This window comes from Extibacter muris (assembly GCF_004345005.1).
GTDB lineage: Bacteria > Bacillota > Clostridia > Lachnospirales > Lachnospiraceae > Extibacter > Extibacter muris.
This window is the reverse complement of the sequence record NZ_SMMX01000005.1, coordinates 1-22,205: the sequence shown is the minus strand read 5'-3', so window position 1 is coordinate 22,205 and position 22,205 is coordinate 1. Positions and strand designations below refer to the sequence as shown.

General features: G+C 48.8%; 22 protein-coding genes, 3 tRNA genes and 2 pseudogenes. 2 read left to right on the top strand and 25 right to left on the bottom strand.

Features of this window, described 5'->3' with window-relative positions; all coding sequences use genetic code 11:
• The first annotated feature begins 32 nt into the window (after positions 1–32).
• Positions 33–977 carry an AraC family transcriptional regulator gene (locus E1963_RS07205; RefSeq protein ID WP_132276708.1) on the top strand — a complete coding sequence of 315 codons (945 nt, stop codon included), beginning with the start codon at positions 33–35 and terminating at the stop codon, positions 975–977.
• A 70-nt stretch (positions 978–1,047) separates the two neighbouring features.
• Here the strand turns inward: E1963_RS07205 and E1963_RS07200 are convergent, their stop codons facing one another.
• The 9 genes from E1963_RS07200 to E1963_RS07160 form a co-directional block, all read right to left on the bottom strand.
• Positions 1,048–2,430, bottom strand: coding sequence for an aminopeptidase (locus E1963_RS07200; protein WP_132276706.1), 1,383 nt, complete (start codon positions 2,428–2,430; stop codon positions 1,048–1,050).
• A 131-nt stretch (positions 2,431–2,561) separates the two neighbouring features.
• Positions 2,562–3,632, bottom strand: a complete 1,071-nt coding sequence (gene msrB / locus E1963_RS07195; RefSeq protein ID WP_132276704.1) for a peptide-methionine (R)-S-oxide reductase MsrB — start codon at positions 3,630–3,632, stop codon at positions 2,562–2,564.
• Between the two features lie 90 nt (positions 3,633–3,722).
• A tRNA-Cys gene (locus E1963_RS07190) sits at positions 3,723–3,793 on the bottom strand.
• Positions 3,794–3,946: 153 nt separating this feature from the next.
• Complete coding sequence (locus E1963_RS07185; protein ID WP_132276702.1) at positions 3,947–5,380, bottom strand: carbon starvation CstA family protein; 1,434 nt, start codon at positions 5,378–5,380, stop codon at positions 3,947–3,949.
• Positions 5,381–5,537: 157 nt separating this feature from the next.
• Positions 5,538–5,678 (bottom strand): LytTR family DNA-binding domain-containing protein, encoded by a 141-nt coding sequence (locus E1963_RS07180; RefSeq protein ID WP_132276700.1) that lies wholly within the window; start codon positions 5,676–5,678, stop codon positions 5,538–5,540.
• Positions 5,671–6,135 (bottom strand): LytR/AlgR family response regulator transcription factor, encoded by a 465-nt coding sequence (locus tag E1963_RS07175; RefSeq protein ID WP_132276698.1) that lies wholly within the window; start codon positions 6,133–6,135, stop codon positions 5,671–5,673. Before E1963_RS07175 ends, E1963_RS07180 begins: the two co-directional genes overlap by 8 nt.
• Entirely contained in the window at positions 6,132–6,761 is a 630-nt protein-coding gene (locus E1963_RS07170) for a sensor histidine kinase (protein WP_167482139.1), read from the bottom strand. The genes E1963_RS07175 and E1963_RS07170 overlap by 4 nt, the downstream gene beginning before the upstream one ends.
• Positions 6,721–7,692, bottom strand: a complete 972-nt coding sequence (locus tag E1963_RS07165; protein ID WP_132276694.1) for a LytS/YhcK type 5TM receptor domain-containing protein — start codon at positions 7,690–7,692, stop codon at positions 6,721–6,723. Before E1963_RS07165 ends, E1963_RS07170 begins: the two co-directional genes overlap by 41 nt.
• A gap of 85 nt (positions 7,693–7,777) precedes the next feature.
• Positions 7,778–7,849 (bottom strand) — tRNA-Glu (locus tag E1963_RS07160).
• A 183-nt stretch (positions 7,850–8,032) separates the two neighbouring features.
• Between E1963_RS07160 and E1963_RS07155 the strand changes: the two genes are divergently transcribed.
• Positions 8,033–10,228 carry a DNA topoisomerase III gene (locus tag E1963_RS07155; RefSeq protein ID WP_132276692.1) on the top strand — a complete coding sequence of 732 codons (2,196 nt, stop codon included), beginning with the start codon at positions 8,033–8,035 and terminating at the stop codon, positions 10,226–10,228.
• Positions 10,229–10,342: 114 nt separating this feature from the next.
• On the opposite strand, the gene E1963_RS07150 is transcribed toward E1963_RS07155, so the two are convergent.
• The 16 genes and pseudogenes from E1963_RS07150 to E1963_RS07080 form a co-directional block, all read right to left on the bottom strand.
• Positions 10,343–10,975, bottom strand: coding sequence for a DUF1847 domain-containing protein (locus E1963_RS07150; protein WP_201272007.1), 633 nt, complete (start codon positions 10,973–10,975; stop codon positions 10,343–10,345).
• 29 nt (positions 10,976–11,004) lie between these two features.
• Positions 11,005–11,550 (bottom strand): glycine/sarcosine/betaine reductase component B subunit, encoded by a 546-nt coding sequence (locus E1963_RS07145; RefSeq protein ID WP_243117625.1) that lies wholly within the window; start codon positions 11,548–11,550, stop codon positions 11,005–11,007.
• A 26-nt stretch (positions 11,551–11,576) separates the two neighbouring features.
• Positions 11,577–12,692, bottom strand: a complete 1,116-nt coding sequence (locus E1963_RS07140) for a DUF3810 domain-containing protein (protein ID WP_132276688.1) — start codon at positions 12,690–12,692, stop codon at positions 11,577–11,579.
• Positions 12,693–12,847: 155 nt separating this feature from the next.
• Entirely contained in the window at positions 12,848–13,006 is a 159-nt protein-coding gene (locus tag E1963_RS20545) for a hypothetical protein (RefSeq protein ID WP_243117624.1), read from the bottom strand.
• A 109-nt stretch (positions 13,007–13,115) separates the two neighbouring features.
• Positions 13,116–13,424, bottom strand: coding sequence for a hypothetical protein (locus tag E1963_RS20540; RefSeq protein ID WP_243117623.1), 309 nt, complete (start codon positions 13,422–13,424; stop codon positions 13,116–13,118).
• Positions 13,412–13,633, bottom strand: coding sequence for a hypothetical protein (locus tag E1963_RS20535; RefSeq protein ID WP_243117622.1), 222 nt, complete (start codon positions 13,631–13,633; stop codon positions 13,412–13,414). The genes E1963_RS20540 and E1963_RS20535 overlap by 13 nt, the downstream gene beginning before the upstream one ends.
• A 100-nt stretch (positions 13,634–13,733) precedes the next feature.
• Entirely contained in the window at positions 13,734–14,609 is an 876-nt protein-coding gene (locus E1963_RS07130; RefSeq protein ID WP_132276686.1) for a tocopherol cyclase family protein, read from the bottom strand.
• The gene (locus tag E1963_RS07125; protein WP_132276684.1) at positions 14,609–15,979 is read right to left on the bottom strand and encodes an FAD-dependent oxidoreductase; all 1,371 of its coding nucleotides are present in this window, start codon (positions 15,977–15,979) and stop codon (positions 14,609–14,611) included. The genes E1963_RS07130 and E1963_RS07125 overlap by 1 nt, the downstream gene beginning before the upstream one ends.
• 55 nt (positions 15,980–16,034) lie before the next feature.
• Positions 16,035–17,444, bottom strand: a complete 1,410-nt coding sequence (locus tag E1963_RS07120; protein ID WP_132276682.1) for a GntR family transcriptional regulator — start codon at positions 17,442–17,444, stop codon at positions 16,035–16,037.
• 156 nt (positions 17,445–17,600) lie between these two features.
• Positions 17,601–18,663 (bottom strand): annotated as a pseudogene (locus E1963_RS22580) (FAD-dependent oxidoreductase).
• A gap of 186 nt (positions 18,664–18,849) precedes the next feature.
• Positions 18,850–19,190 (bottom strand): annotated as a pseudogene (locus E1963_RS22575) (VOC family protein).
• Positions 19,191–19,248: 58 nt separating this feature from the next.
• Positions 19,249–19,854, bottom strand: a complete 606-nt coding sequence (locus tag E1963_RS07105) for a hypothetical protein (RefSeq protein ID WP_132276680.1) — start codon at positions 19,852–19,854, stop codon at positions 19,249–19,251.
• A 503-nt stretch (positions 19,855–20,357) separates the two neighbouring features.
• Positions 20,358–20,807: a GNAT family N-acetyltransferase gene (locus tag E1963_RS07100; RefSeq protein WP_132276678.1), complete on the bottom strand. Its 450-nt coding sequence runs from the start codon at positions 20,805–20,807 to the stop codon at positions 20,358–20,360.
• Complete coding sequence (locus E1963_RS07095) at positions 20,797–21,114, bottom strand: hypothetical protein (protein WP_132276676.1); 318 nt, start codon at positions 21,112–21,114, stop codon at positions 20,797–20,799. Before E1963_RS07095 ends, E1963_RS07100 begins: the two co-directional genes overlap by 11 nt.
• Before the next feature lie 21 nt (positions 21,115–21,135).
• On the bottom strand, positions 21,136–21,648 hold the full coding sequence (locus E1963_RS07090) for a GNAT family N-acetyltransferase (RefSeq protein WP_132276674.1): 513 nt from the start codon (positions 21,646–21,648) through the stop codon (positions 21,136–21,138).
• Positions 21,649–21,954: 306 nt separating this feature from the next.
• Positions 21,955–22,026, bottom strand: a tRNA-Asn gene (locus E1963_RS07080).
• Positions 22,027–22,205 lie beyond the last annotated feature (179 nt).

Genomic DNA, 22,205 nt, shown 5'->3' with positions numbered 1-22,205 from the left:
CTGCTAGAATGACTTTTAAGGAGGAACGTATCATGACTTATATAAAAACACGTCTCAAACGCGATATTGTAATAGACTCCGTTATCACCCTTCACTATTTTGAATACATGAAGGATTTTATTTTTCAGGGGGAATCCCATGATTTCTGGGAATTTCTTTATGTGGATAAAGGAACAGTCTCCGTCCGTTCCGACGACGACTGGCTGACGCTTAACACGGGAGACATCATTTTCCATAAGCCGAATGAATTCCACGCCATACGGTCCATCGGGAAGAATTCGCCGAACCTAGTCGCGGTGTCCTTCACGACAGAATCTCCGGCCATATCCTTCTTCTGCAATAAAAGCTTCACCCTGGACATGCAGGAGCGCTCCCTGATATCACTCATCATCAGAGAGGCAAGGGATACGTTTTCCACACCGATGCACATTCCTTCCGTGGAACAGGTCCAGATCAAGAGCGAGACGCCTTTTGCTTCACAGCAGATGGTGCTTCAATACTTAGAGCTGTTCCTCATTACCGTCTGCCGGAACCATCAGGAAAGCGCAGGACACGCCCAGACCCTGGTACGCAGGTCATCACCGGAAAAGGAGATGGCGAATGAAACCCTCCTTGATCAGATTATCCAGTACATGGGCTACCACATCTGCGAACGCCTCACGGTCACCGCCATCTGTGAAGACTTCTCTATGAGCCGCTCTGCCCTCCAGACTCTGTTTCATGATAAGGAAGGATGCGGGGCCATTGATTATTTCAATGCGATGAAGATAGAGCGGGCCAAGGAAATCATCCGTGAGGGCAGCATGAATTATACGGAGATTGCATATTTCCTGTCCTACAGCTCTCTCCCCTATTTCTCCAAGCAGTTCAAAAAGGCAACCGGAATGTCGCCCCTTAAGTATTCTTCCTCCATCAAAGGGATGACCGAAGCGCTGAAAAAAACCAGTACGAAGAACCGTAAGCGGGAAATAAAATAAGGCGTACAGCACCCATGACCTGGGGTTATACGCCTTGCGTTTTTTACCACTATTATCCAATTTCCCGTTTTTAAAACTCTGCCTTTAAAAATGCTTCGTATGCTCTCACCGCTTCGTAGATGTCGGCTTTGCTTGCAATCTCCCACGGCGCATGCATGGAGAGTACCGCCACGCCGCTGTCAATCACTTCCATACCGTACGCTGCCATGATATAGGCTATCGTACCGCCGCCGCCAAGGTCTACCCTGCCAAGCTCTGCTGTCTGGAACTGTACATTGTTCCTCTCCATGACAGCGCGAAGCTCTGCCATATATTCGGCATTGGCGTCATTGGAGCCGCCCTTGCCTCCTTTTCCTGTATACTTGTTGAATACCGGCCCGTGTGCAAGATACGCTGCATTTTTCTTTTCAAAGGCCTCCTCGAACATCGGGTCAAATGCGGCGCTCACGTCAGAGGATAGCATTTTTGAATTAGAGAGTGTCCTCCGAAGTGTCAGTTCATCATACTGTCCGCATAAAGACAGGTATTCCGCCACTGTATTTTCAAAAAATTTAGATGTCATGCCGCTTGCGCCGACGCTGCCGATCTCCTCCTTGTCAATCAGAATGCAGCAGGAGGTTCTTTTGACCTCTTTCTTTGAAAGCATGGCGAGCAGAGAGGTAAATGCGCACACCCTGTCGTCCTGGCCGTATGCCATCACCATGCTGCGGTCAAGTCCGCACACCCTTGCTCTGCCCGCCGGGACAACTTCAAGCTCTGCCGAGAGGAAGTCTCCTTCCTCTATCCCATAAGTTTCATCTAACATCTGAAGAATCTGCGCTTTTACCGCTTCTTTTTCTTCTCCCTTGGCCGGACGGTTTCCTATCAGAAGGTCCATTTTCTCCGCATCCAGGAATTTGTCTGCCTTCTTCTCCATCTGCTCGTAGGCAAGATGGGGAAGCAGGTCTGTTATGGCAAGTGCCGGTTCGTCTTCCCGTTCACCGATGGCAATATCAATCTTTGTCCCGTCCTTCTTAATGACGACACCGTGGAGTGCAAGCGGCATTGCAACCCATTGGTACTTCTTAATTCCACCGTAATAGTGGGTATCGAGGTACGTCATCTCTGCATCCTCATACAGAGGGTTCTGTTTGATGTCGATTCTCGGCGAGTCGATATGCGCGCCGAGAATATTCATTCCGTTTACAAGCGGCTCAGAGCCTGCCTGGAAAAGTATAACGGCTTTTTCCGCATAGTCCATATATACCTTGTCCCCTGCCTTTACCGGTTCCCCTCTCTTAATCAGGTCCTTCATATCACGATAGCCCGCTTTTTCCGCCAGCTCCTTCGTGATGCGTACACATTCCCGCTCCGTCTTTCCCAGGTCAAGGCATGTCAGATACCGGCCGATCACCCACTCCAGTTCCTGCAGGTGCGCTTCATCATATGTGTTCCACAAATTCTTTCTGTCCATGTACGTTATTCCCCTTTCGTCTCTTTACAGCTCTTGCGCTGTCATCCATTATATCGGACGGGGGCAGAAAAAGGATTGTCATATTATCTATTTGATTTGTGGAATCGTCCAAACTATATCAGGTCTTTGTGTTAGTTGAAGATTGATTTCAGAAATCCATACCCCTCCGCCTCTAATCTGTCGTATGGTATGAAACGGATAGATGCACTGTTGATACAGTAGCGAAGCCCGCCTGATTCTTCCGGCCCGTCATTAAAAACATGTCCTAAATGACTGTCACCTGCGCGACTGCGTACCTCAGTACGTAACATGTTAAAACTGCTGTCCTGATTCTCTTTCACTACCTCATCTACAACTGGCTTGGAAAAGCTCGGCCATCCACAACCAGATTCAAATTTATCAGCAGAACTGAAAAGCGGCTCACCGGTCACAATATCAACATAAATTCCTTTTTCAAAATTATCGGCGTAATCGTTGGCATAAGGACGTTCCGTATCGCCCTTCTGTGTCACCCTGTACTGGATATCAGTAAGCTTTTCTTTAAGCTCAGCATCACTGGGAGCCGGATAATCTTCCGTCTTAATGAGGGCGGCCACATCATTTGGTCCAGGACCGCACTCCTTAGCAAATTCGTCGGCTTCGTTTAAATTAATATGGCAGTAGCCACCTGGATTTTTGTCTAAGTAGTCCTGATGATACTCCTCCGCCATATAAAAGTTGTCCAGCGGGAGAACCTCGGTGGCAATCATTGATTTATATTTTTTCTGCAGCCTGGTTACAGCGGCTTCCGCGACTGTCTTGTCAGCTTCATCCACATAATAGATGCCGGAACGGTATTGGCACCCCCGGTCATTTCCCTGCCGGTTTACGCTTATGGGATCTACTACTTTGAAAAAACCATCCAGCAGCATATCGGTTGAGATGCGGGAAGTATCATAGACCACCTTCACTGTCTCGACATGCCCGGTATTGTTATGGCACACTTCCTCGTAAGTCGGATTTTCCGTGTTCCCGTTGGCATATCCCACATCGGTGCTGCTCACGCCGGGAAGTCTCTTTACATAGGCTTCCATTCCCCAAAAGCATCCGCCCGCCAGATAAATGGTATGCAGATCTTTTTCACTTACTTTTCTATTCTCCTGCTCTGTTGTCATGTCTTTCTCCTTTCCATTGACCATCATATCCGCTTGCCCAGTAGGCATATTTTCAGTATTCCCTTTTTTGTCGTCAGCCGTTCATATTTTTGAAAAAACAAAAAAGCCTTGGAAACCTGAATTTCCTGGCTTTTCAGAAGGCGCCAACCAGAATCGAACTGGTGATAGAGGTGTTGCAGACCTTTGCCTTACCGCTTGGCTATGGCGCCATATGCTATTGAGGCCACATCATATCTTTTGGAAGTGACCAGATATTATTATATCAAAGCTTTGCCGTTTCGTCAATAAGAATATTCATAATTAAGACCCAAATTCCCCGCCAGAGGATTTTCTCCTGGCGGGGAGTCTGGGAGGGACTGTTATTATTCAGCAGCTAATTCTTTACCATCTGCTTTTTCCGTCTTCTTATATATCAGCAGCAGGAATGCCGCTAGACATCCGATCGCAAATATAATTCCCGCCGGATAGGCAACCGATGCGCCAAGCTTGAAGCCTTCCGGCGCCATCAGGATATATGTAAGGCTGACTGCTGACATGAATGTCGCCGGAACCACGGCTATCCATGGGGCAGTCTTGTTCTTCACCAGATACGCGCCTGCCGCCCAGAGTGCTATCATCGCCAGCGTCTGGTTGCTCCAGGAAAAATATCTCCATACTATCGTGACATCCACCTGTGTCAGCAGTGCGCCCACTGCTAACAGAGGTATCGTAAGTGCAAGACGTTTCGTAATAGGCTTCTGTCCTATCTTGAACCAGTCTGCTATCGTCAGTCTGGCGCTTCTGAATGCAGTATCCCCTGAAGATATCGGACAGGCAATGACGCCAACCATCGCTATTACGGCGCCGACCGGTCCAAGCAAAGTATTACAGATTTCATACACGACGCCGCCCTGGCCGCCCAGGCGAACGACCGCTTCCTGAAGTCCGCCTGTAGTCTCATAAAAAGCAACCCCGGCTGCCGCCCACACAAGAGCGATGACGCCTTCCGCCACCATCGCGCCATAGAAGATTTTCCTGCCGTCCGTCTCTTTTTCCATACATCTCGCCATAAGCGGGGACTGTGTCGCATGGAATCCGGAGATGGCACCACACGCCACTGTTATGAACATGAAGGGGCAGATGCTCTGTCCGTCCGGATGCAGGTTGCTCAGCGTAAGTTCCGGTATATGATATCCTTTTACGATAATTCCGCCTGCCACGCCTATGCACATGATTACAAGGCAGATACCGAATATCGGGTATACCCTGCCGATGATCTTATCGATTGGGACAAGCGTCGCGAGAAAATAATATCCGATTATCACTGTAAGCCAGAATGCCGCATTCAGTGAATTTGGAGTCAGCATTGCAAGAAGGTTCGCAGGTCCTGTCGCAAATACGACACCTACCAGGACGAGCAGAACCACGGAAAACACCCGCATGATGTTCTTCATGACCGGTCCAAGATACAGGCCGACAATCTCGGAAATGCTGCTGCCTTTGTGCCGGATCGATATCATCCCGGACAGATAGTCATGAACCGCTCCTGCAAAGATAGTTCCGAATGTTATCCACAAGAACACGACCGGCCCCCAGTAAGCCCCCAGTATCGCGCCGAAGATAGGGCCAAGCCCCGCGATATTGAGGAGCTGAATCAAAAAGATTTTTGCCGGATGCATCTTTACATAGTCCGACCCGTCTGCCATCGTAGTTGCAGGGGTAGGCCTGTTATCCGGTTGGAACGTCCGCTCGACAAACTTTCCATAAATCAAATATCCGCCCACAAGTATTATCAGGCATACTAAAAAAGTAATCATAAAAACACCTCTCCTTCCTCTGTTTTGAGTCCCTCCTTTGTTTGAAAGGATTCTAACATATACAGATTCAGGATTGGTGCTTTTTTGTCTATCATGTATATATATCTGTGTAAAATGTTGTTTTTCATGTGCATGATGCCATCATTTCCGCCGCCATTCACGCATCGAGCAGTTCTTTGAGCTGCTTCAGCAGCCCCCGGCTCACGGTCAGCACTTCCTTTTCATAGCCGAGAAGCTTGACACAGCTGCAGTTATTGATCCACGGATAGACTTCCACAACGTATTTCAGATTAATCAAAAAGCTCTTCTACGTTTACGACCACAAGCTTCTTCTCTGTAGGGATAGAGATCCTCGTAAGCGGCTGTCCCTGCCCTGTCGCCCTATCATCCAGCGCAAAGAAGCGCTCCAGCGTCTGGTCCACCCTCGCCTTGTCATATGGCTTCAATATGTAGTTGAGCGCCTCTACATCGAACGCCTTCTCCGCATAATCGTTATACGCAGTGGCAAATACAATCTGTGCACAAGGATGGCTTCTTCGTATCATGGATGCCAGCACCGTCCCCTCGATGTCCCCGAGATGGATATCCAGAAAAATGAGATCCGGCTCCTCTTCCGCCAGGACTTCGACAGCCGCCTTACCGCTTGCAGCCTCCAGAATCTCTGCCTCCATCCCCCTTTTCTCAAGGCTCTGGCGAATCAGGTATATGAGCTCGCCTCTTGTAAGCCTCTCATCTTCAATAATCATTATCTTCATCCGTGTCTCCCTCCTTTTGGTATAAGGAAACTGACTGCCGTACCTTCCACGGAACTTTGTATGTGAAGTCCCCCTGCAGCCCCATAGATGCTTTTCAGCCTTTTATGTACATTGGCTAATCCGACCTTCTCATGGGGCATCTTGTCTTCCGCAAGTGCGCCCATGACCTCACCGGGCATCCCTTTCCCGTTATCCTCGACAACTACCCGCACGCCCCGCTCGATAGCCGACACGCTGATATGCACGCTTCCCCTCTCCCGCTTCATGGCTCCATGCTTCACGGCATTTTCCACCAGAGGCTGAAGGATAAACTGAGGCACTTCGATATGAAGTTCCTCCGGGACATCTATCTCAACAGAAAGCCGTTCTTCAAAACGGGCCTTTTCAAGCCGCAGATATGCCCTGACATGGTTCAGCTCCTCCTGGATGTCTATCATATAGGACTTCGTCTGCAGCGTATTGCGGAAGTAATCACCCAGAACTACGAGCAGCTCCCGTGCATCCTCCGGCCGTTCCCGGCAAAGCGCCGTTATGATGCTGAGGGAATTAAAGAGAAAATGCGGATTTATCTGGGACTGCAGAGCCTCAAACTCTGCCTTCTGGCGCAGCTCTTTCTGCTTCTGCAATTCGGACAGTCTCCATCGCCTCCATGATAATACGGGGAACCTTATCAAGCTTCTTCAAATCCAGGTTAGGGTGAAGCGCATGGGTGCACAGAATATCATTCCAGTCGGTAAATATCACCCCGTCTTCACCGGTATAATCCACGATTACCTCCGCAGCCTTGTTCAGGCTGTCTATATTATACAGACCTTTCCTAAGGTAGGGCAGGCACTGGTCTGTAATGCCGAGCACCTTGCGCACGCTGTCCGCAGACTTCTTATCCTGCTGGATAAGGATAGAATTGAAGATGTGGATGAAGATGACAAGGCCAAAGGAATTGAAGACGATCATAGGAAGCCCTATCACCTTCACGAGCGCCCATGCAGACTCATATGGCCTGGCAATCAGAAGAATCAGGACCATCTGCAGGATTTCAGCCACTGTAGTGATAATAAACAGATCCCCGTGCCGCCATTTATGCTTCCTCACATATCCGGAAAAAGCCGCGCCGAGAAGCCCTTCTACGATAGTAGACACCGCGCAGGCCGCCGCCGTCAATCCTCCGATATCACAGAGATATCTATGGGCCCCCGCGATGAGAGCCGCTCCTATGCCTACCACCGGACCGCCTAGGATTCCCCCGGCCATCACTCCGATTACCCGCGTATTTACGATGGCTCCCTGTACACTGATTCCGGTGTAAGTGGAAAGTATGCTGATTCCACCGAACAGGAGCGACAGCAATATCTTGTCCTTCCATTCGCCGGTCTTCCCCGCATACCGGAAAAATATCCGCTTCATCCTGTCAGATTTCGTCAGCCCCTGGGCAATCAATGCCAACAGTCCGATATTCAGCATCAGATTCATAAAGATGTCCAGAACCATATGCCCCCCCTTCCCAACGTCGTTATCTTTCGTGTATGTCCATATATCTGACAATATTCTATCATCCATCAAACGGCCTGAACAGCTAAATATGCTTCCTGCGTAAAAAAAACCGCTGGATTCCTTCAGAAAAGAATCCAGCGGACTTTATGGATGACCCCGACGGGAATCGAACCCGTGTTACCGCCGTGAAAGGGCGATGTCTTAACCGCTTGACCACGGGGCCATACCACGCTTTCCTTAAGCGTGACCGAAATCTATTTTACCATAAATTATCAGGTTTTGCAACAGTTTTCTGCAAAAACCGCTCTTTTCTTCTGCAGCATCCCATATATCCGAAACCGCCGCGGTTGACAAACATCCTCCGATTCGTTATGTTGGTAAGAGATATTTTGAAAGGAGACTGCTTATGAAATCCTTAGTATTAGCAGAAAAGCCTTCCGTAGCGCGGGATATCGCCCGGGTGCTCCACTGCAGGAAACAGATTCCAGGCGCTATCGAAGGTGATAAATATATCGTGACATGGGCGCTCGGACATCTAGTGACCCTGGCTGACCCGGAAGGCTATGACAAGAAGTACAAAGAATGGAACATGTCGGACCTCCCCATGATTCCGGGAAGGTGGGAACTCGTCGTTATCAAGCAGACATCGAGGCAATATCGGTCCGTCAAAACGCAGCTCTTCCGCAAGGATGTCGCAGATATCATCATTGCCACCGACGCAGGACGGGAAGGTGAGCTTGTGGCCCGGTGGATCCTAGAAAAAGCCGGCTGCCATAAGCCGATACAGCGCCTCTGGATATCTTCTGTCACCGACAAAGCGATCCGGGAGGGATTTGCAGACCTGAAGGACGGCAGGAACTATACGCCCCTTTACCTCGCCGCTAAAAGCAGGGCGGAGGCTGACTGGCTTGTGGGCATCAACGCGACACGGGCGCTGACATGTAAATATAACGCCCAGCTGTCATGCGGACGTGTCCAGACCCCTACCCTCGCCATCATCGCACGACGTGAAGAGGAAATCCGGCAATTCCGGCCAAAGGACTACTATGGGCTGGAATGTACGGCAGGCAACGTGAGATGGACCTGGCAGGATAAGAAAAGCGGAAGCTGCCGCAGCTTCAACGAAAGCTATATCAAGGACATCTCTGCCGGACTGAAGGATGCCTCCATGAAGGTTGAAGAGATCAAAAAAGCATCCAAAAGAACACTTTCTCCTGGGCTGTATGATCTGACCGAACTCCAGAGGGACGCCAACAGACGCTTCGGCTACTCCGCCAAAGAGACGCTGAACATCATGCAGCGCCTGTATGAGAACCATAAGGTGCTCACGTATCCAAGGACGGATTCGCGCTATATCGGCACCGATATCGTCCCCACAATCAAAGAGCGGCTCAAGGCATGTTCCACGGGGCCATATAAGAGAATCGCGGGGAGTCTGATAAACAGGCCGCTCCAGGTAAACAAGTCTTTTGTGGACGATAAGAAGATAAGCGACCACCATGCAATCATTCCGACAGAGGAATATGTACAGCTCGACCATATGTCCAATGAAGAACGCAAGATATACGATCTCGTCGTGCGCCGTTTCCTGAGCGTGCTCTACCCTCCCTTAGAGTACGAGCAGACGACCATGAAGGCTGCTGCCGGAGGCCAGGTATTTCTGGCAAAGGGCAAAGTGGTACGCTCTGTGGGATGGAAAGCCGTCTACGAAGACAGATGGGACGACGAAGCCGATGATACCGCTTCCGAGCCCGGACCCGCGGACCAGGCCCTGCCGGAGCTCACGGAGGGAGAGGCCCTCACCGTATCCGGTATCCGCAACACCACAGGCAAGACAAAGCCGCCGGCCCGGTTTACCGAAGCCACCCTCCTCTCTGCTATGGAGAATCCCGCCCGATACATGGAGTCCACAGACGCGGAAGCACGCAAGACGCTCGGGGAGACCGGCGGGCTTGGTACGGTGGCCACCCGTGCGGATATCATAGAAAAGCTGTTCCATTCTTTCTATATAGAGAAGAAAGGCAAGGAGATACTCATCACTTCCAAGGGCAGGCAGCTCCTGGAACTAGTCCCCGGAGACTTAAAAAGGCCAGAGCTCACCGCAAGCTGGGAGATGGAACTGGCAGGCATCGCTAAGGGGGGCCATAAGCATACCGAATTCATCCAGGGAATCCAGGATTACACGAAGGAGCTCATCGAAGAGATCCGGCACGGGGACGGTACCTTCCGCCACGAAAATGTGACTAATACCAAATGCCCCCGCTGCGGCAAACGGATGCTTGCCGTGAACGGCAAAAACTCCCGTCTGCTCATATGTCAGGACAGAGAGTGCGGCTACCGGGAAACGATAGCCCGCACAAGCAATGCACGCTGCCCGGTATGCCATAAAAAGATGGAACTTGTCAAAAGGAATGAGGAGGAAACTTTCGTCTGCTCCTGCGGCTATAAAGAAAAGCTCTCCGCTTTCAAAAAGCGAAGAGAAAAAGAAGGCGCGGGCGTATCCAAAAAAGACGTCCAGCGCTATATGAAAGAACAGAACAAAAATAAGGAGCCTCTCAACAATCCATTTGCCGATGCTCTGGCCAAAATCAAGTTGGATTAAGGGGAGGCAAGGCAGGATGGCAGGAAAGGATGTGCAGCTTCGGTGCGCCTCTGTCCAACGAGCTATGCCCCTTCCCGCCATCTTGTTATCTCTATATGCCAATGCACTATATGCCTACAGCCCGAATTTGCCTTTATAATAGCTCTCTGCATTGTACAGGGCCGCCGCCGGATTATGTCCGAGCACCCTGTCCTTTGTCACGGCAGTAGTGACAAGTGCATCGGAATATTTATAAAACAGGCTGTCATGCCCGACGCAGAGGCCTACCACTACGTTCAGGTCTGTCTGTTCCTCATTCAGCAGCTTTGCCTGCAGTATCGGATTGCACATCGTCTTGCCCACTCCTTCACATTCCTTCGGTATGCCCACATCCACCTTTGGCACCGTTCCAACCTTGCAGCCTACACCATAGACTTCAAATCCATGTTTCCTCAATATCTTAGCGAGCGTCCTGCTCTCTCTGATCAGGCCGACACAGGTAGCTATCCCTATCTTATGTGCTCCTATCCTACGGGCGAAGTCCATGATCTCTTCCACTCTGGTATACTGGCAGTAATGCTCATATTCTACTTCTGCCGCCGCAACCATGGCTTTCTTGTTATCTTCTTCCTCATAACAGGCAAGGGCCTGTGCAAGCACTTTCTCATCCATATGCGTCGTCAGGCAGAAAGCAGGGAACCCCTTATCACCGTCATTACAATTCGTCACTGCACAGTCGATGCAGGACAGCTTCTTTGAATCTTCCATAATTGCCACCTGTAAGGGCATGCCCCGCCCTACCCTTCCTTTTCCTTTTTTCTCATTTTCAGCTTCAACATTGCCAGCGCTTTCCTGGCGTCCGTCCCCATCACCGTATTCTGCGCCAGTACGGTCGTCTCGTCTCCGGCCTGCCGGCCTTCATCCAAAGTCTTGTAATAGCAGAGGACGCCGTCCATGTATTGGTTCTGAACGACGAAGTCCTCCGCCGGGCAGAGGCTTAACGCCACGACAGGAATGCCTCTCTTTTCTGCCGCTTCAATAGAATGTGCGTAGTCTACATGGTTATTCCCCAGTCCGTTGCAGGAGAATACCGCTCCGTCCACGCGCATGCATTCAAGGGATGCCCCCACCCGCTCCGCGGACAGATACTTGTCCTCATCCTTATCCGGGGAGCCGACAATCACTATCCCTCTCAGGTTCACATCTTGATCTTCCGACAAGATCTCTACAAGAGGATCCCTGCATATTGTCATCTTGCCGTCCACCGTAATCCGGTTCTCCCCACCATAGGAGACATCCTCTACGTGATACGCCCGGACCGTAAGCCTTGATCCTGTGTCCATATGCCTGTTCACCTCCATGGCTGCCCTCAATCTGTACGGGCAAAATAATATGCAACTATCAAATCTACCATTCTGTCGTAGCTTTCCACACCTTCTTCCTGTCCGTTCGCCTTCAGATATGTATCGTTTACCTGGTTAGCCACCTCCGCGATCCTTCCGTCGTACTTCTCCCAGTAGTCATGATTCGCCTGCAGATCAGGTTCAACCTCGGCAGACAGTCTGGCGCGCACTTCCTGATAAGCCTCGTAATCTTCCTTGTGCAGCAGATTCATACAGTAGATCCATCCCATGAGCTTCCCGCTGTATTGGAAATCTCTTCTTTCTGAGCTGGTACAGGCGAGCCAGGCGATAAAATTGGCCTCCTGCTCCTGCATAAAGCCTTTCAGATGAGAAAGCTCGTGGCAGGCCGTAAACGGTATATTATAATCTGTCATCGCACTGTTGTAATTAGCCTCTATTGTAAACGGAGAATAGATGCCGGTCAAGCTCTGTACGGATAATATCCACGAGTTGAGAAGGCCTTTCGGAACCGGATAATATCCCGACAATTCCGGGTATGTCCGTCCCAGCGCCTCCATTGCCTCAACCGCTCCCTTAGTTTCATTCTTGTCAAGCGCCATGACCCCATCCTCGTTGCGCCGGGCCAAACCGCTGGCTGCGTTGACCTCGTCCGTGAGCCAGATACACACTTCCTTCAGCTCTGCCACCGTATATTCTCTCGTCTGCAGTCCTGCGCTGTCTGAAAAAGATGTCCGCTCATAATTCACCCCGCAGTTCAATGCATAGACCAGAAACAGTATTCCTGCTGCCAGAAAATACCCCGTCAGCAGCTTTGCCGCCGCGGCCCGGCCGTCCTGCCTCCTCAGAATCTTGAGCACCGTGCGTGCTGCCCACAATGCCAGTGTCAAAGCCAGCACATACAGCCCGATCTCAGCGAGTGAAAAAGGGAACAGCCCGGATATCCGTCCCAGTACCCCTTCCAGCCTGCTGTAAATATGCCGGGAATACCAGTCCGCCATACCTGTAACCTTTTTCGCCATATATAGCAGAAGCAGGCCCGCTGCAAAGCATATGCACCCGGCTGTCATCCTTCCCATGTTCCCGTCTTTCTGTCTCATACCGTCTTTTCTGTTATGTTCCATATGTACCTCTCATGTCCGTCCACTTTTCCTGCTCCTGCTATTAAGTCTAACAATATTCCGGCACGATTACCAGTGGAAGATATGTGTAAAAACAAGGAGGGCTGACGTGCAGAAGGCAGCCGGAGTCAGTACCGGCTGCCTTTGAACTGTTATGCCTATTCGTATTTTGTCATAGACTTCTGGCACACGTTATTCGTCTCAGGGTCTATGTCAATCTCACACTGGCTGAAATAGCTGCTTTCGTCTGACCATGTAAACATATGCAGCGAATCGCCTTCATATGTATCCTCTGTCTCCCCGTACATCGCCAGCACGTCATCTTTAGCGGTTCCAACAGCTATGCCGCCTCAAGGTCAGATATGCTGCAGGGCAGCGTTACGACCTTCTCTCCGATCTGGACCGTGTAGCTGTCCCATTTGTCACCTAATTCTTTGCTCTGCCTGGCCGGAGCCGTCTTTGCCTTGTCTGTATCATCGTCACCGGCATCCCAGTCAAGGCCGCCCCCGGCATCCGCAGCCTCTTTTGCTTTTTCGGTACTTTGATTTCATCTGCTTTGTCATATTCGTTGTAAGTGAGCTCCACATAGTATTCGTCCACTTCAAGTCCTTCGTGCTCATCCCCCATCAATTTGGCAAGGACATCCTTCATATCTATATAGATCCTGGCCGGCAGGATACTGTCCTGGTAGATGTCGATGACACACGGAATCTTAGCGTCCTTCATTCCATCCACGTCGAGATTGATGCCAGGGTATCTGTATCATCTCCCAGCTCAGCAGCCAGCTTCATGTTGCTTGATACTGATTTAACTTCTTTGCTGTTCTTGTCCATATCTGTCAGCAGATTCTCCGGCGTCGCCTTTTTGCCGCACCCTCCGGCCATCAGGGCGGCCGCGAGCAGCACAAGTCCCAGGAGCCAGACATTTTTCCGTTTCTTCTTCATAACCTCTCCTCCATCTTGTTTTCTGATATTTTGATAATCAAAGATATTGCACCTCTATTATGCCATAAATTTAACAAGAAGAAAAGCACAGCGGCAAAGATTATGTCCGCTGTGCTCTTACAGATTCAAAGGATGCACAGTTATCTGTAATATCCAATATGCTTTCTTGTCCGTTCCACATCTGGTAACGTACCCTGCATACCGGACTTTCCCGTATTATCCTGCACATGCTGCCTTTCTGCGGGGCATACAGCCCGAAAGACCTCTCCCCGAGCTTCGTAACTTTAAGGTGCATCTTCCCTTGCCTCACAAGCACTTCGCTTTCACTATAGTGTGTGATCCTGGCTCCGAGGTACGTAGCCATGCGGTACATATGCCCGCCAATATATGCCGCGCTGATCGTGCCAAAAAAACTCCTTCCCCAGAGGGGCACATCAGCGGCCGAGAGCATGATGCTGCCCTCCTGCTTCCCGGTAAGCAGACACTGTGTCCACACATATTCTTTCGGAAAGGAATGCCCCCAGTCAGTTTCAATATACCCCAGGCCGTTTTTCATCTCTATCGCAGTTCCGTTTATCGTCAGAGTCCCTTCTGCCCGGTGCCTCATGCTCACGACGCCATGGTTGCACTCCAGAAACGGGAGCAGCCGGAACGGACCCATGATATCTTTTTTCAGTCTCGTGAACGGCCCGTAGCTGACATGGCCCTGGATTGTCAGTTCCTTACTCTTTATATTAACCCGGATGCCCTTTTTTGAGAATAGGTTATCGCCCATTTTGATTCTGAAGTTCTTCTTATCAATCCTGCACTCGGATACCGGGTAGGAGACGCACCAGGAACCTTCCCCCGTAATGACCTGTACAGAAGCCTCCCACTCCCCTGTTATTCCTGCATGGACCGCGGGGATAAATGCGATCATTTTACCGTCAGCCTGATGCTTCAGGTACCAGCCTTCAAAATAAGGAAACTTTTCCATCAGCTCTCACCTCCCACGCTTATGTCTTTCTGTGCCGGACCATCCGTCACCCTTCCTTTACAATCAAACCGGGAGCCGTGACACGGACACTCATACGTCTTCTCATCGGGATTCCATGACAGATGGCATCCGAGATGGGAACAGCGGCTAGTCCGTACGTTCTCCTTCCTTTCCTCCGGAAGCTTGGACGGCTTTGCCAATGTCGCCGCCGTGTGGCCGCTTTCCTTGATAAGGCTGCCGGCCGCGCTCCGCCCGATATGGCGCTGTGGGGAAAAGACTTCTTCATAAGGATTCTTCTCACCGCATATCTGGTCGGATAGTATCATAGCAGACACCATCGAAGAAGTCATGCCCCATTTTTGAAACCCCGTTGCTACATACCAGTTCTGCTTCCTGGCGCTGAACCGGCCGATATAGGGGACTCCGTCCAGCGTCATGCAGTCCTGCGCCGACCACCGGAACGCCTCTTTGCTGCCCGGCCACCAGCGGGCGGCCGCCCCCTCCAGCTTCTTGTACTGGCCGCCGTACGCGTTATCTCCTGTCCGGTGCGCTCCCCCTCCGATAAGGAGGAGCTCTCCGGCTGTCCGCAGGGAAAGGCTGTCATCATCAACCCCCAGATAGACTCCATTTAACGGGGACGCCCCTTTCACTGCCAGCACGTAGCTTCTCTCCTGATGCATTCTCATAAAATAATAGCCTGGCATGTTTACGAACGGATAGTGGCTGGCAAATACGATATTTGCAGCCTGCACATTGCCTTTATCTGTTTCCACGCCGTTATCTGTCACCTTTAATACTTTCGTATTCTCACATACCGTAATTTCCTCAGACAGAGCTTTTAAAAACTTCATCGGGTGGAACTGTCCCTGTGCATCAAAACGAAGGGCCCCTTCGATCCGAAACGGTAGTTCCGTATCCTCCGTCCATTTTGCCGGAATCCCGAGACGAAGCGCCGCCATATATTCATTGTGGAGTTCTGTCTTTTTCCTGTCCGCATACAGATATGCCGGGCATTCCTTCCAGTCACATTCAATCTTCAGCCGTCGTATCACTGACTCATATTCTCTTACAGCCGCCTGGTTGGCCTGCGCGTACTGCCTCGCCAGCGCCTCGCCCTTCGTCTTTATGAGCCCTGCGTATATCAGGTTGTGCTGCGATGTCACTTTGGCAGTCGTGCAGCCTGTCTGTCCGCATCCGATGCGTCCTGCCTCAAGCACAATACATTCCCGCCCCTTTTTCTGCAGTAGAAAGGCAGTCAGGATCCCTGCCATCCCGCCCCCGATAATAACGGTATCTATACTGATGTCCCCGGCAAGTGGATTGCGTGCCGGAACCGACACGGACTCTTTCCAGTAGGATTTGTTCTGCATATTATTCACCTCCCGTATAGCATGCTCCGTTTCTGGTAAATATATGCAGATGTTATCATTCTTCCTCTATACTAAAAGGTAGAATCAATTCTTCTAGCCCCTCGATTCCCATAGCGGCTGCCTTCGCCTTGGAAGAGCTGAACATTACGGAGAAGGAGCTCTTCATCGCCTCGCCAAACAGCATGGCATCGCCGCCCTCCAGTCCGGCCATCAGCTCTTTTGCCTGCCCGTCCAGGTTGAGATACGGCTGCAGGCGGGATAGAGGCTGGCCCAGTATAAGATATTGCAGAAGCTTATTGTATATCTCCCGCAACGACGGCAGATCCATCTCATCTATCATCATCTTAATGCATAGATAGCTTATGGTCCCTGCATGTTCCTCCCTCTCTATGAGGCTCTCGATATCGTGTTTTATTCTCTTCCTCATCTCAACGTCCATAAGCGGAAATACACGGACCGCCAGTGATTGGGACGTAATTGCCAATATGTGCACCGCATACAGGTACAGCCTGACGTTTTTCTTGACAGCAGGTGAACGCCATTTCACTTTCCTGCGGCCCTTCTCCGGGGATATCACCTTGGTCCCTTTACCGTTCACGGACTCGGCTATCCCCAGGTCATTCAGCAGCGCGATAGCCCTCCGCATGGTAATGATAGGCGTTGATGTCTGTTCTGCCAGGATCCTGGCAGAGGGGAGGAAGGTGTCAACAGGATATTCGCCACTGTCGATCTGGAATAAAATCTTACCGGCTGCCACCAGACAGGTCTGCCGCCTGCCCCACTCGTACGGGTCCTCTGTGGCCGCTCCCTTTTCAGGATTGGATACCGGACATCGCCCGGCAATCTGATTCCATAAAATTCTTCTGTCCCCCTCTTCTCTGACTTGCAGCAGTCTATATAGCAGCGGCGCCAGTTTCTCGTGCTCCTCTTCCCACCCTTCTTTTGATTTTCCGAGATGCGCCAGAAATGCCGGATATGTCAATAAGGCTACATCATAATACAAGTCAATTAAAAGAGGATTCTTCAGCCCTTTGATTACATGAGCCAAAAAATCCAGAGTCGGTTCGTCCCAGGAGAGGGCAGGACGGTCCAGGATTCCATAGAGCTTTTGAATCTCCTTTTCACTGCATGCATCAAGTCCGTATAGAAAGACTTCCGGGAAGAACAGGTCAAAGATGCTGCAGATGTCCTGCATAAGTTCCTCGCTCACAAAAAAGTCATCAAGATCGGCTTTCTCCTGTCCAGCAATATGATTGCCCGCAACCGTTCTCCTCCCTCTTACATTCAATATGTAGCCATCCCTTTCCAGCAGCCGGTAGGCCCCGCGCGCCGCCATGGCAGATACGTTAAAAAGTTTGCCGAGCCTCTGGACAGAAGGGAGCGGCTCCTCTTCCCGATAAAACCCATAGTGGATACGGGTCAGCAGGTATCCATAAATCATCATATCTAGGTTTCTTGTCTTCACTTTTTAAGCACCTCCCGCTTATTTATCATTATATCACGATATAGGTACGTATATAATATAAGAAACAATAGAATAGGCCTGCGGATTGGCTGACCAATCTGCAGGCCTATTCTATTGTCTCTTACATTCTGAAAATCCTTACCTCAGGCAGATGCGCTATATGTTAAAAAGGTCGTTCAGCGCCTCTCCCATCGTCGGATGTGTAAATATCATATCTCTTAATGTGGTATAGTGGAGCCCCGCATCCATAGCCAGTTTGACGAGATTGATCAGCTCATGAGATTCCTCACAGAAGAGATGGGCCCCGAGTATCTTACCGGTGCCGGCATCTACCACCGCCTTCAGAAGACCGTCGGGCTGCCCAACTACCAGGGCTTTTGGTATGGCTGTGGCTTCAAGCCGCGCGGTCTTAACTTTGTAACCTGCTTTGGCTGCCTCTTCTTCACTCATTCCCACCCTGGAAAACGGGGGGTTCATAAACACGCTATACGGAACTGCGCCCCGTTTATCTAACGTATAGCTCCCATCTCCTAATACTTTAGAGCGTACCATTCTATAATCATCCAGGGAGATATAAGTAAACTGCAGCCCTCCCACTACATCACCCATCGCAAAGATATGAGGAGCGGTTGTCGTCCTTGTATCATCTGTTATGATGCCGCCTCTCTCATTCGTCTGAACACCGGCCACCTCCGATTATGACGAGACGTGCAGGCAGCTCCTCTAAGTCTAACAATGTCTCGCTGAGATATACATAAGGGTTTGCCTTAATTCCTTTGATAGGAGGGATGAACGGTGAAGAACCTGTATTGATATAAAACTGTTCGCCATAAATGGTCTGTTTCCCTTCCGAACTGTCAATCTCTGCTTCGTGCGGAGAGAGAAATCTTGCTTTGCCCTGGATGACCGACACGTTCGGGCTGCTTTCCAGCTTCTGGTAGTTCTTTTGCCTCAGCTTTTCGACAAGCACGCTCTTTTTCTTTACGGCCTCCGCATACGCCTCTCTGCCTGTCTTGCATCCCCTTGACGCTTCCCTGGCACTGTGAACAAGCGATTTGGTGGGAATACATCCGACATTGATACAAGTGCCCCCATACATCTTTTCCGATTGTTCAATCATTGCAACTTTTCTTCCCGCATTTCCGAGTGCATTCGCTATCGTCTTGCCTCCTTTACCAAAACCAATGACAACAGCATCATAATAATTATTTCCTGACATGGCATACCTCCGCTTTATATGTATATTTTTAAGTTACAGATTATACTGTAACTTTATCATATACAGTTTAATCTGTCAACCATAAGATTACGAAGGATTTTATATGTATGACAAGGTACATGGAAAAGCCGGGTTATTTTCAATATCTGAAAATAACCCGGCCATGTGCGGTGGCTCCTTAAATCATTAACTGTGAAGAATCGACTCCAGATCGGACATAGATACATCCATCCGTTTAGAAGTCTCCTCCATTGACATTCCGGAATCCAGGAAACGCTTTACAACCATTTTCATGTTTTCACCAACTTCGATAATATGGCCGTCCAAATCGTAGAAACGTACAGAGCGTTGTCCCCATCCAGCTTCCCTCACACCATCCCCTAAGTATTGGATATCGTTACGTTGTTCTAATTTAGCAATAAACCCGTACCATAATCTTGTAAGACCTCAAGTCCAAATATTTCCTGATAGAATTTTTTAGAGAGATTTACGTCTTTCACTGCTATACATACGCCTTCATATTTCATCTAAGTTACCTCCTACGATATGATACTGCTATTAATTCAAATTCATTTCTCCCATGGCTTACCTTTCGATGGAAATAAAAGGAGGAAAGGTATCGGAGCTATCCTTACGCCGCATCGTCGCGGTGTCCACGTCAAAACACCTGCCATCGTATTCATAGTGCAGTTTACCGTCTTTACTGTAAAAACGATGTTCCGATTGAAATGCAACAGGTTTGTATTCCCCTCCTTGTATGGGCTGGTCCCGATATAATACTTGATCTTCCGATAGTTTCAGCACACCCTTATCAAGACGTATATCATAAATACCGCTTACGACAGCCTCCGCTGCCACATGTGTACCTGAAGCTGAAATCATTCGGAAACAGCCTGTTACATCATTCGTACTTTTTCGTTCCGCCAATTCAAAGCGAAATAATGATACGGCGCTGAAATCTTTTCGTAATTTTTCTCGTTGTCCATTCTCTCCCATGAGCCATATCTTCTCATTAGAAACTATAAACATATCTAACTGAAATCCACTCTGAGAATATTTCAGATTGGAAAAGGATATCTGATCAGAGTATACGCCTTGTAGCGTACCATGTTCCAGCTCGTAGACTAACTCCTTTGTAAACAGTGTCTTACCATTTACATTCGCCTCAATAAAGTTAATAATTTCTTTCATCCTGCTCCTCCACCTCAAATCTATACGCGTCATCCAATCTTACCATACAAATGGAATGAGCCTGTACTTTACTCTATCTTCATAATCTTTATATCCCGGTAAGCCTTCTTCAAGTACCTTTTCTTCGTTCCGGATACGTTTTGCAAGTAATAAGGGAAAAGGCACCATTACTGTTGGTTTTCCTGTATTTCAACCGTCCTTGAAAGATACGCATTTTCTCTGATCACTTCTGCATAGATCCCATAGGATATAAGAAATACAATACAGAAAACGCTGATTAGCCCGTTCGGCAGACTTGTCCAGCCAAAACGGTAATCAAGCCCTGCTACTATAAAGCAAATTATAAATTCTAAGCTAGACAGGACAATAACTATTTTCTGCTCCATTTCAGGTTCCTTATCATTCAAGCGTTTCCTGAGTAAATTGAGGGGCTCTTATCATCAAGACTCCCCCAACAACTAGCATTGGTATTCTGTCAAACCAATTATCCCTGCCGTTCATTTTTATCTGACCTTTTCCATAATAAAATTCTTTAAGAAGATCCCTTGCCGTTCTACCTGCTGTTCTTTGATAATTCTGTAACCTCTCTTCTCAAAAAATGGAGTTGCTGTAATAGAAGCATGGGTAACGATATTCCCCTGGACAGCCTGCTCTAAATGATTGCATATAGCAGTAGCAATTCCCTGGCGCTGATAATCCTTATGTACGAACAGACGGTTGAGATAGCCCGTTTTATCTATATCTCCAAAGCCTGTGATAATATTCTCATCAAGTGCAACTACACTATAATGCTCCTGAAATGAAATGTTCCACTTTTCTAAATCTGCTTTTCCTGTGGCCCATACATCTAGCTGCTTTTTTGTGTAATCTTTTGCATTAACTGAATGGACGGTATTATAAAACAGTTCAGTCATTTCCTTACAGTCACCAGGCTGATATTCCTTAATAACCATATGCATAATAATGCTTTTTGACAAGCTGTGATATCAATGCCCTGCAAGTATTCATTTGGATACATGCATAGAAATCTTCTGTCACTTTCTTTCCTTGTCCAACTGTCGTAGCATTATTTGCATCTTCTTCCGTCTCCCAGAGAACAAAGTCCGTCCACACGTTTCCTTGTAAGTAATGTTCCCAGGAAATAAAGCCTTTCGCTTTAGAAATGACTTCATCGTGCAGCTTTTGTGTCTGTTCCATAAGCTGCTCCTTGCCAACATTTTTCTTAAGCTTGTATGAAAATATCCATGCTGTTTTTGCCATATACGTTCCTCCTTTTAGTTTTTATCTTTCTACTTTCAGTAGTGAGTACATCTTCATGTCGATAACCTTGCCGTTTTTTACAGCATTATCTCGCAACGTCCCCTCGTATTTGAAACCTGCTTTTTCAAGTACCCGGCAGGATGCGGCATTATAAGCAAAAGGCTCTGCATAGATACGGATGATGTCGCTATTTTCAAAGACGTGCCGGCAGACTTGTGTTACGGCTTCGGTCATTAATCCTCTGCCCCAATATCCTTCTGCTATGTAATACCCCAGCTCGGCAGTCCGTCTGTGTATGTTCTGCTGCCGGAAAACTCCGATGCTGCCTATTGCTTTGCTGTCTGCCGTGACAGCAAAGGCAAACGTTTCATTTTCATCCGCGGCAAGCATATCGGAAATAAAATCTTTTCCATCCTGTTCAGTGTAAGGGTAGGGCAATCCGTCCCGGAGATTATCCTGCACTTTTGTATTGGATAATGCCTCTGCTAAATCCCTGGCGTCCGACATCTCCCATTTTCTTATTCTACATGCCACTTTTTCTCTACCTCCCTGATATATTGGATATTATCGTTCCCTCTTCAAATATACCATATCGACAAGTTGTATGCCATCTTCAAACATTGGGTAATCATAATTAACACTTTAAACCATGTATTTTTTTCATTTTTCAAGTCGCCCTACACAATGGATCTACCTTTAATTTTGAAGAAAACCCAAAGTCAAAAGGAAATTTGGCTTGTCCTGATAATGGGTATGTTGTTTTCAAAGTTACTCTGATTGAGGACTAATTATTTATACATAAAAACCTGTAAACGTCATCGTTTGCAGGTTTTTTCTTAACTCCCCGAGTTGGGTTTGAACCAACGACCCTTCGGTTAACAGCCGAATGCTCTACCGCTGAGCTATCGAGGACCACCATATTATTATATCCTCTTGCACCTATACTATGCAAGAGGTCCTGTACATGTACCTTCAAAACTGCACACAAGAAATACCTGCATCCATTACCTATCCACCATCATATCTGGTCATGCCCTCGACCGATTAGTAGCAGTCAGCTCCATGCATTGCTGCACTTCCACCTCTGCCCT

Bases quoted from the DNA above. Each gene is read 5' to 3' on its own strand.
- E1963_RS07205 (WP_132276708.1), top strand. From the start codon at position 33: ATGACTTATATAAAAACACGTCTCAAACGCGATATTGTAATAGACTCC.
- E1963_RS07200 (WP_132276706.1), bottom strand. From the start codon at position 2,430: ATGGACAGAAAGAATTTGTGGAACACATATGATGAAGCGCACCTGCAG.
- msrB (WP_132276704.1), bottom strand. From the start codon at position 3,632: ATGCCTACTGGGCAAGCGGATATGATGGTCAATGGAAAGGAGAAAGAC.
- E1963_RS07185 (WP_132276702.1), bottom strand. From the start codon at position 5,380: ATGATTACTTTTTTAGTATGCCTGATAATACTTGTGGGCGGATATTTG.
- E1963_RS07175 (WP_132276698.1), bottom strand. From the start codon at position 6,135: ATGAAGATAATGATTATTGAAGATGAGAGGCTTACAAGAGGCGAGCTC.
- E1963_RS07165 (WP_132276694.1), bottom strand. From the start codon at position 7,692: ATGGATGATAGAATATTGTCAGATATATGGACATACACGAAAGATAAC.
- E1963_RS07155 (WP_132276692.1), top strand. From the start codon at position 8,033: ATGAAATCCTTAGTATTAGCAGAAAAGCCTTCCGTAGCGCGGGATATC.
- E1963_RS07150 (WP_201272007.1), bottom strand. From the start codon at position 10,975: ATGGAAGATTCAAAGAAGCTGTCCTGCATCGACTGTGCAGTGACGAAT.
- E1963_RS07145 (WP_243117625.1), bottom strand. From the start codon at position 11,550: ATGGACACAGGATCAAGGCTTACGGTCCGGGCGTATCACGTAGAGGAT.
- E1963_RS07140 (WP_132276688.1), bottom strand. From the start codon at position 12,692: ATGGAACATAACAGAAAAGACGGTATGAGACAGAAAGACGGGAACATG.
- E1963_RS20535 (WP_243117622.1), bottom strand. From the start codon at position 13,633: ATGAAGAAGAAACGGAAAAATGTCTGGCTCCTGGGACTTGTGCTGCTC.
- E1963_RS07130 (WP_132276686.1), bottom strand. From the start codon at position 14,609: ATGGAAAAGTTTCCTTATTTTGAAGGCTGGTACCTGAAGCATCAGGCT.
- E1963_RS07125 (WP_132276684.1), bottom strand. From the start codon at position 15,979: ATGCAGAACAAATCCTACTGGAAAGAGTCCGTGTCGGTTCCGGCACGC.
- E1963_RS07105 (WP_132276680.1), bottom strand. From the start codon at position 19,854: ATGAAAGAAATTATTAACTTTATTGAGGCGAATGTAAATGGTAAGACA.
- E1963_RS07100 (WP_132276678.1), bottom strand. From the start codon at position 20,807: ATGGTTATTAAGGAATATCAGCCTGGTGACTGTAAGGAAATGACTGAA.
- E1963_RS07095 (WP_132276676.1), bottom strand. From the start codon at position 21,114: ATGGCAAAAACAGCATGGATATTTTCATACAAGCTTAAGAAAAATGTT.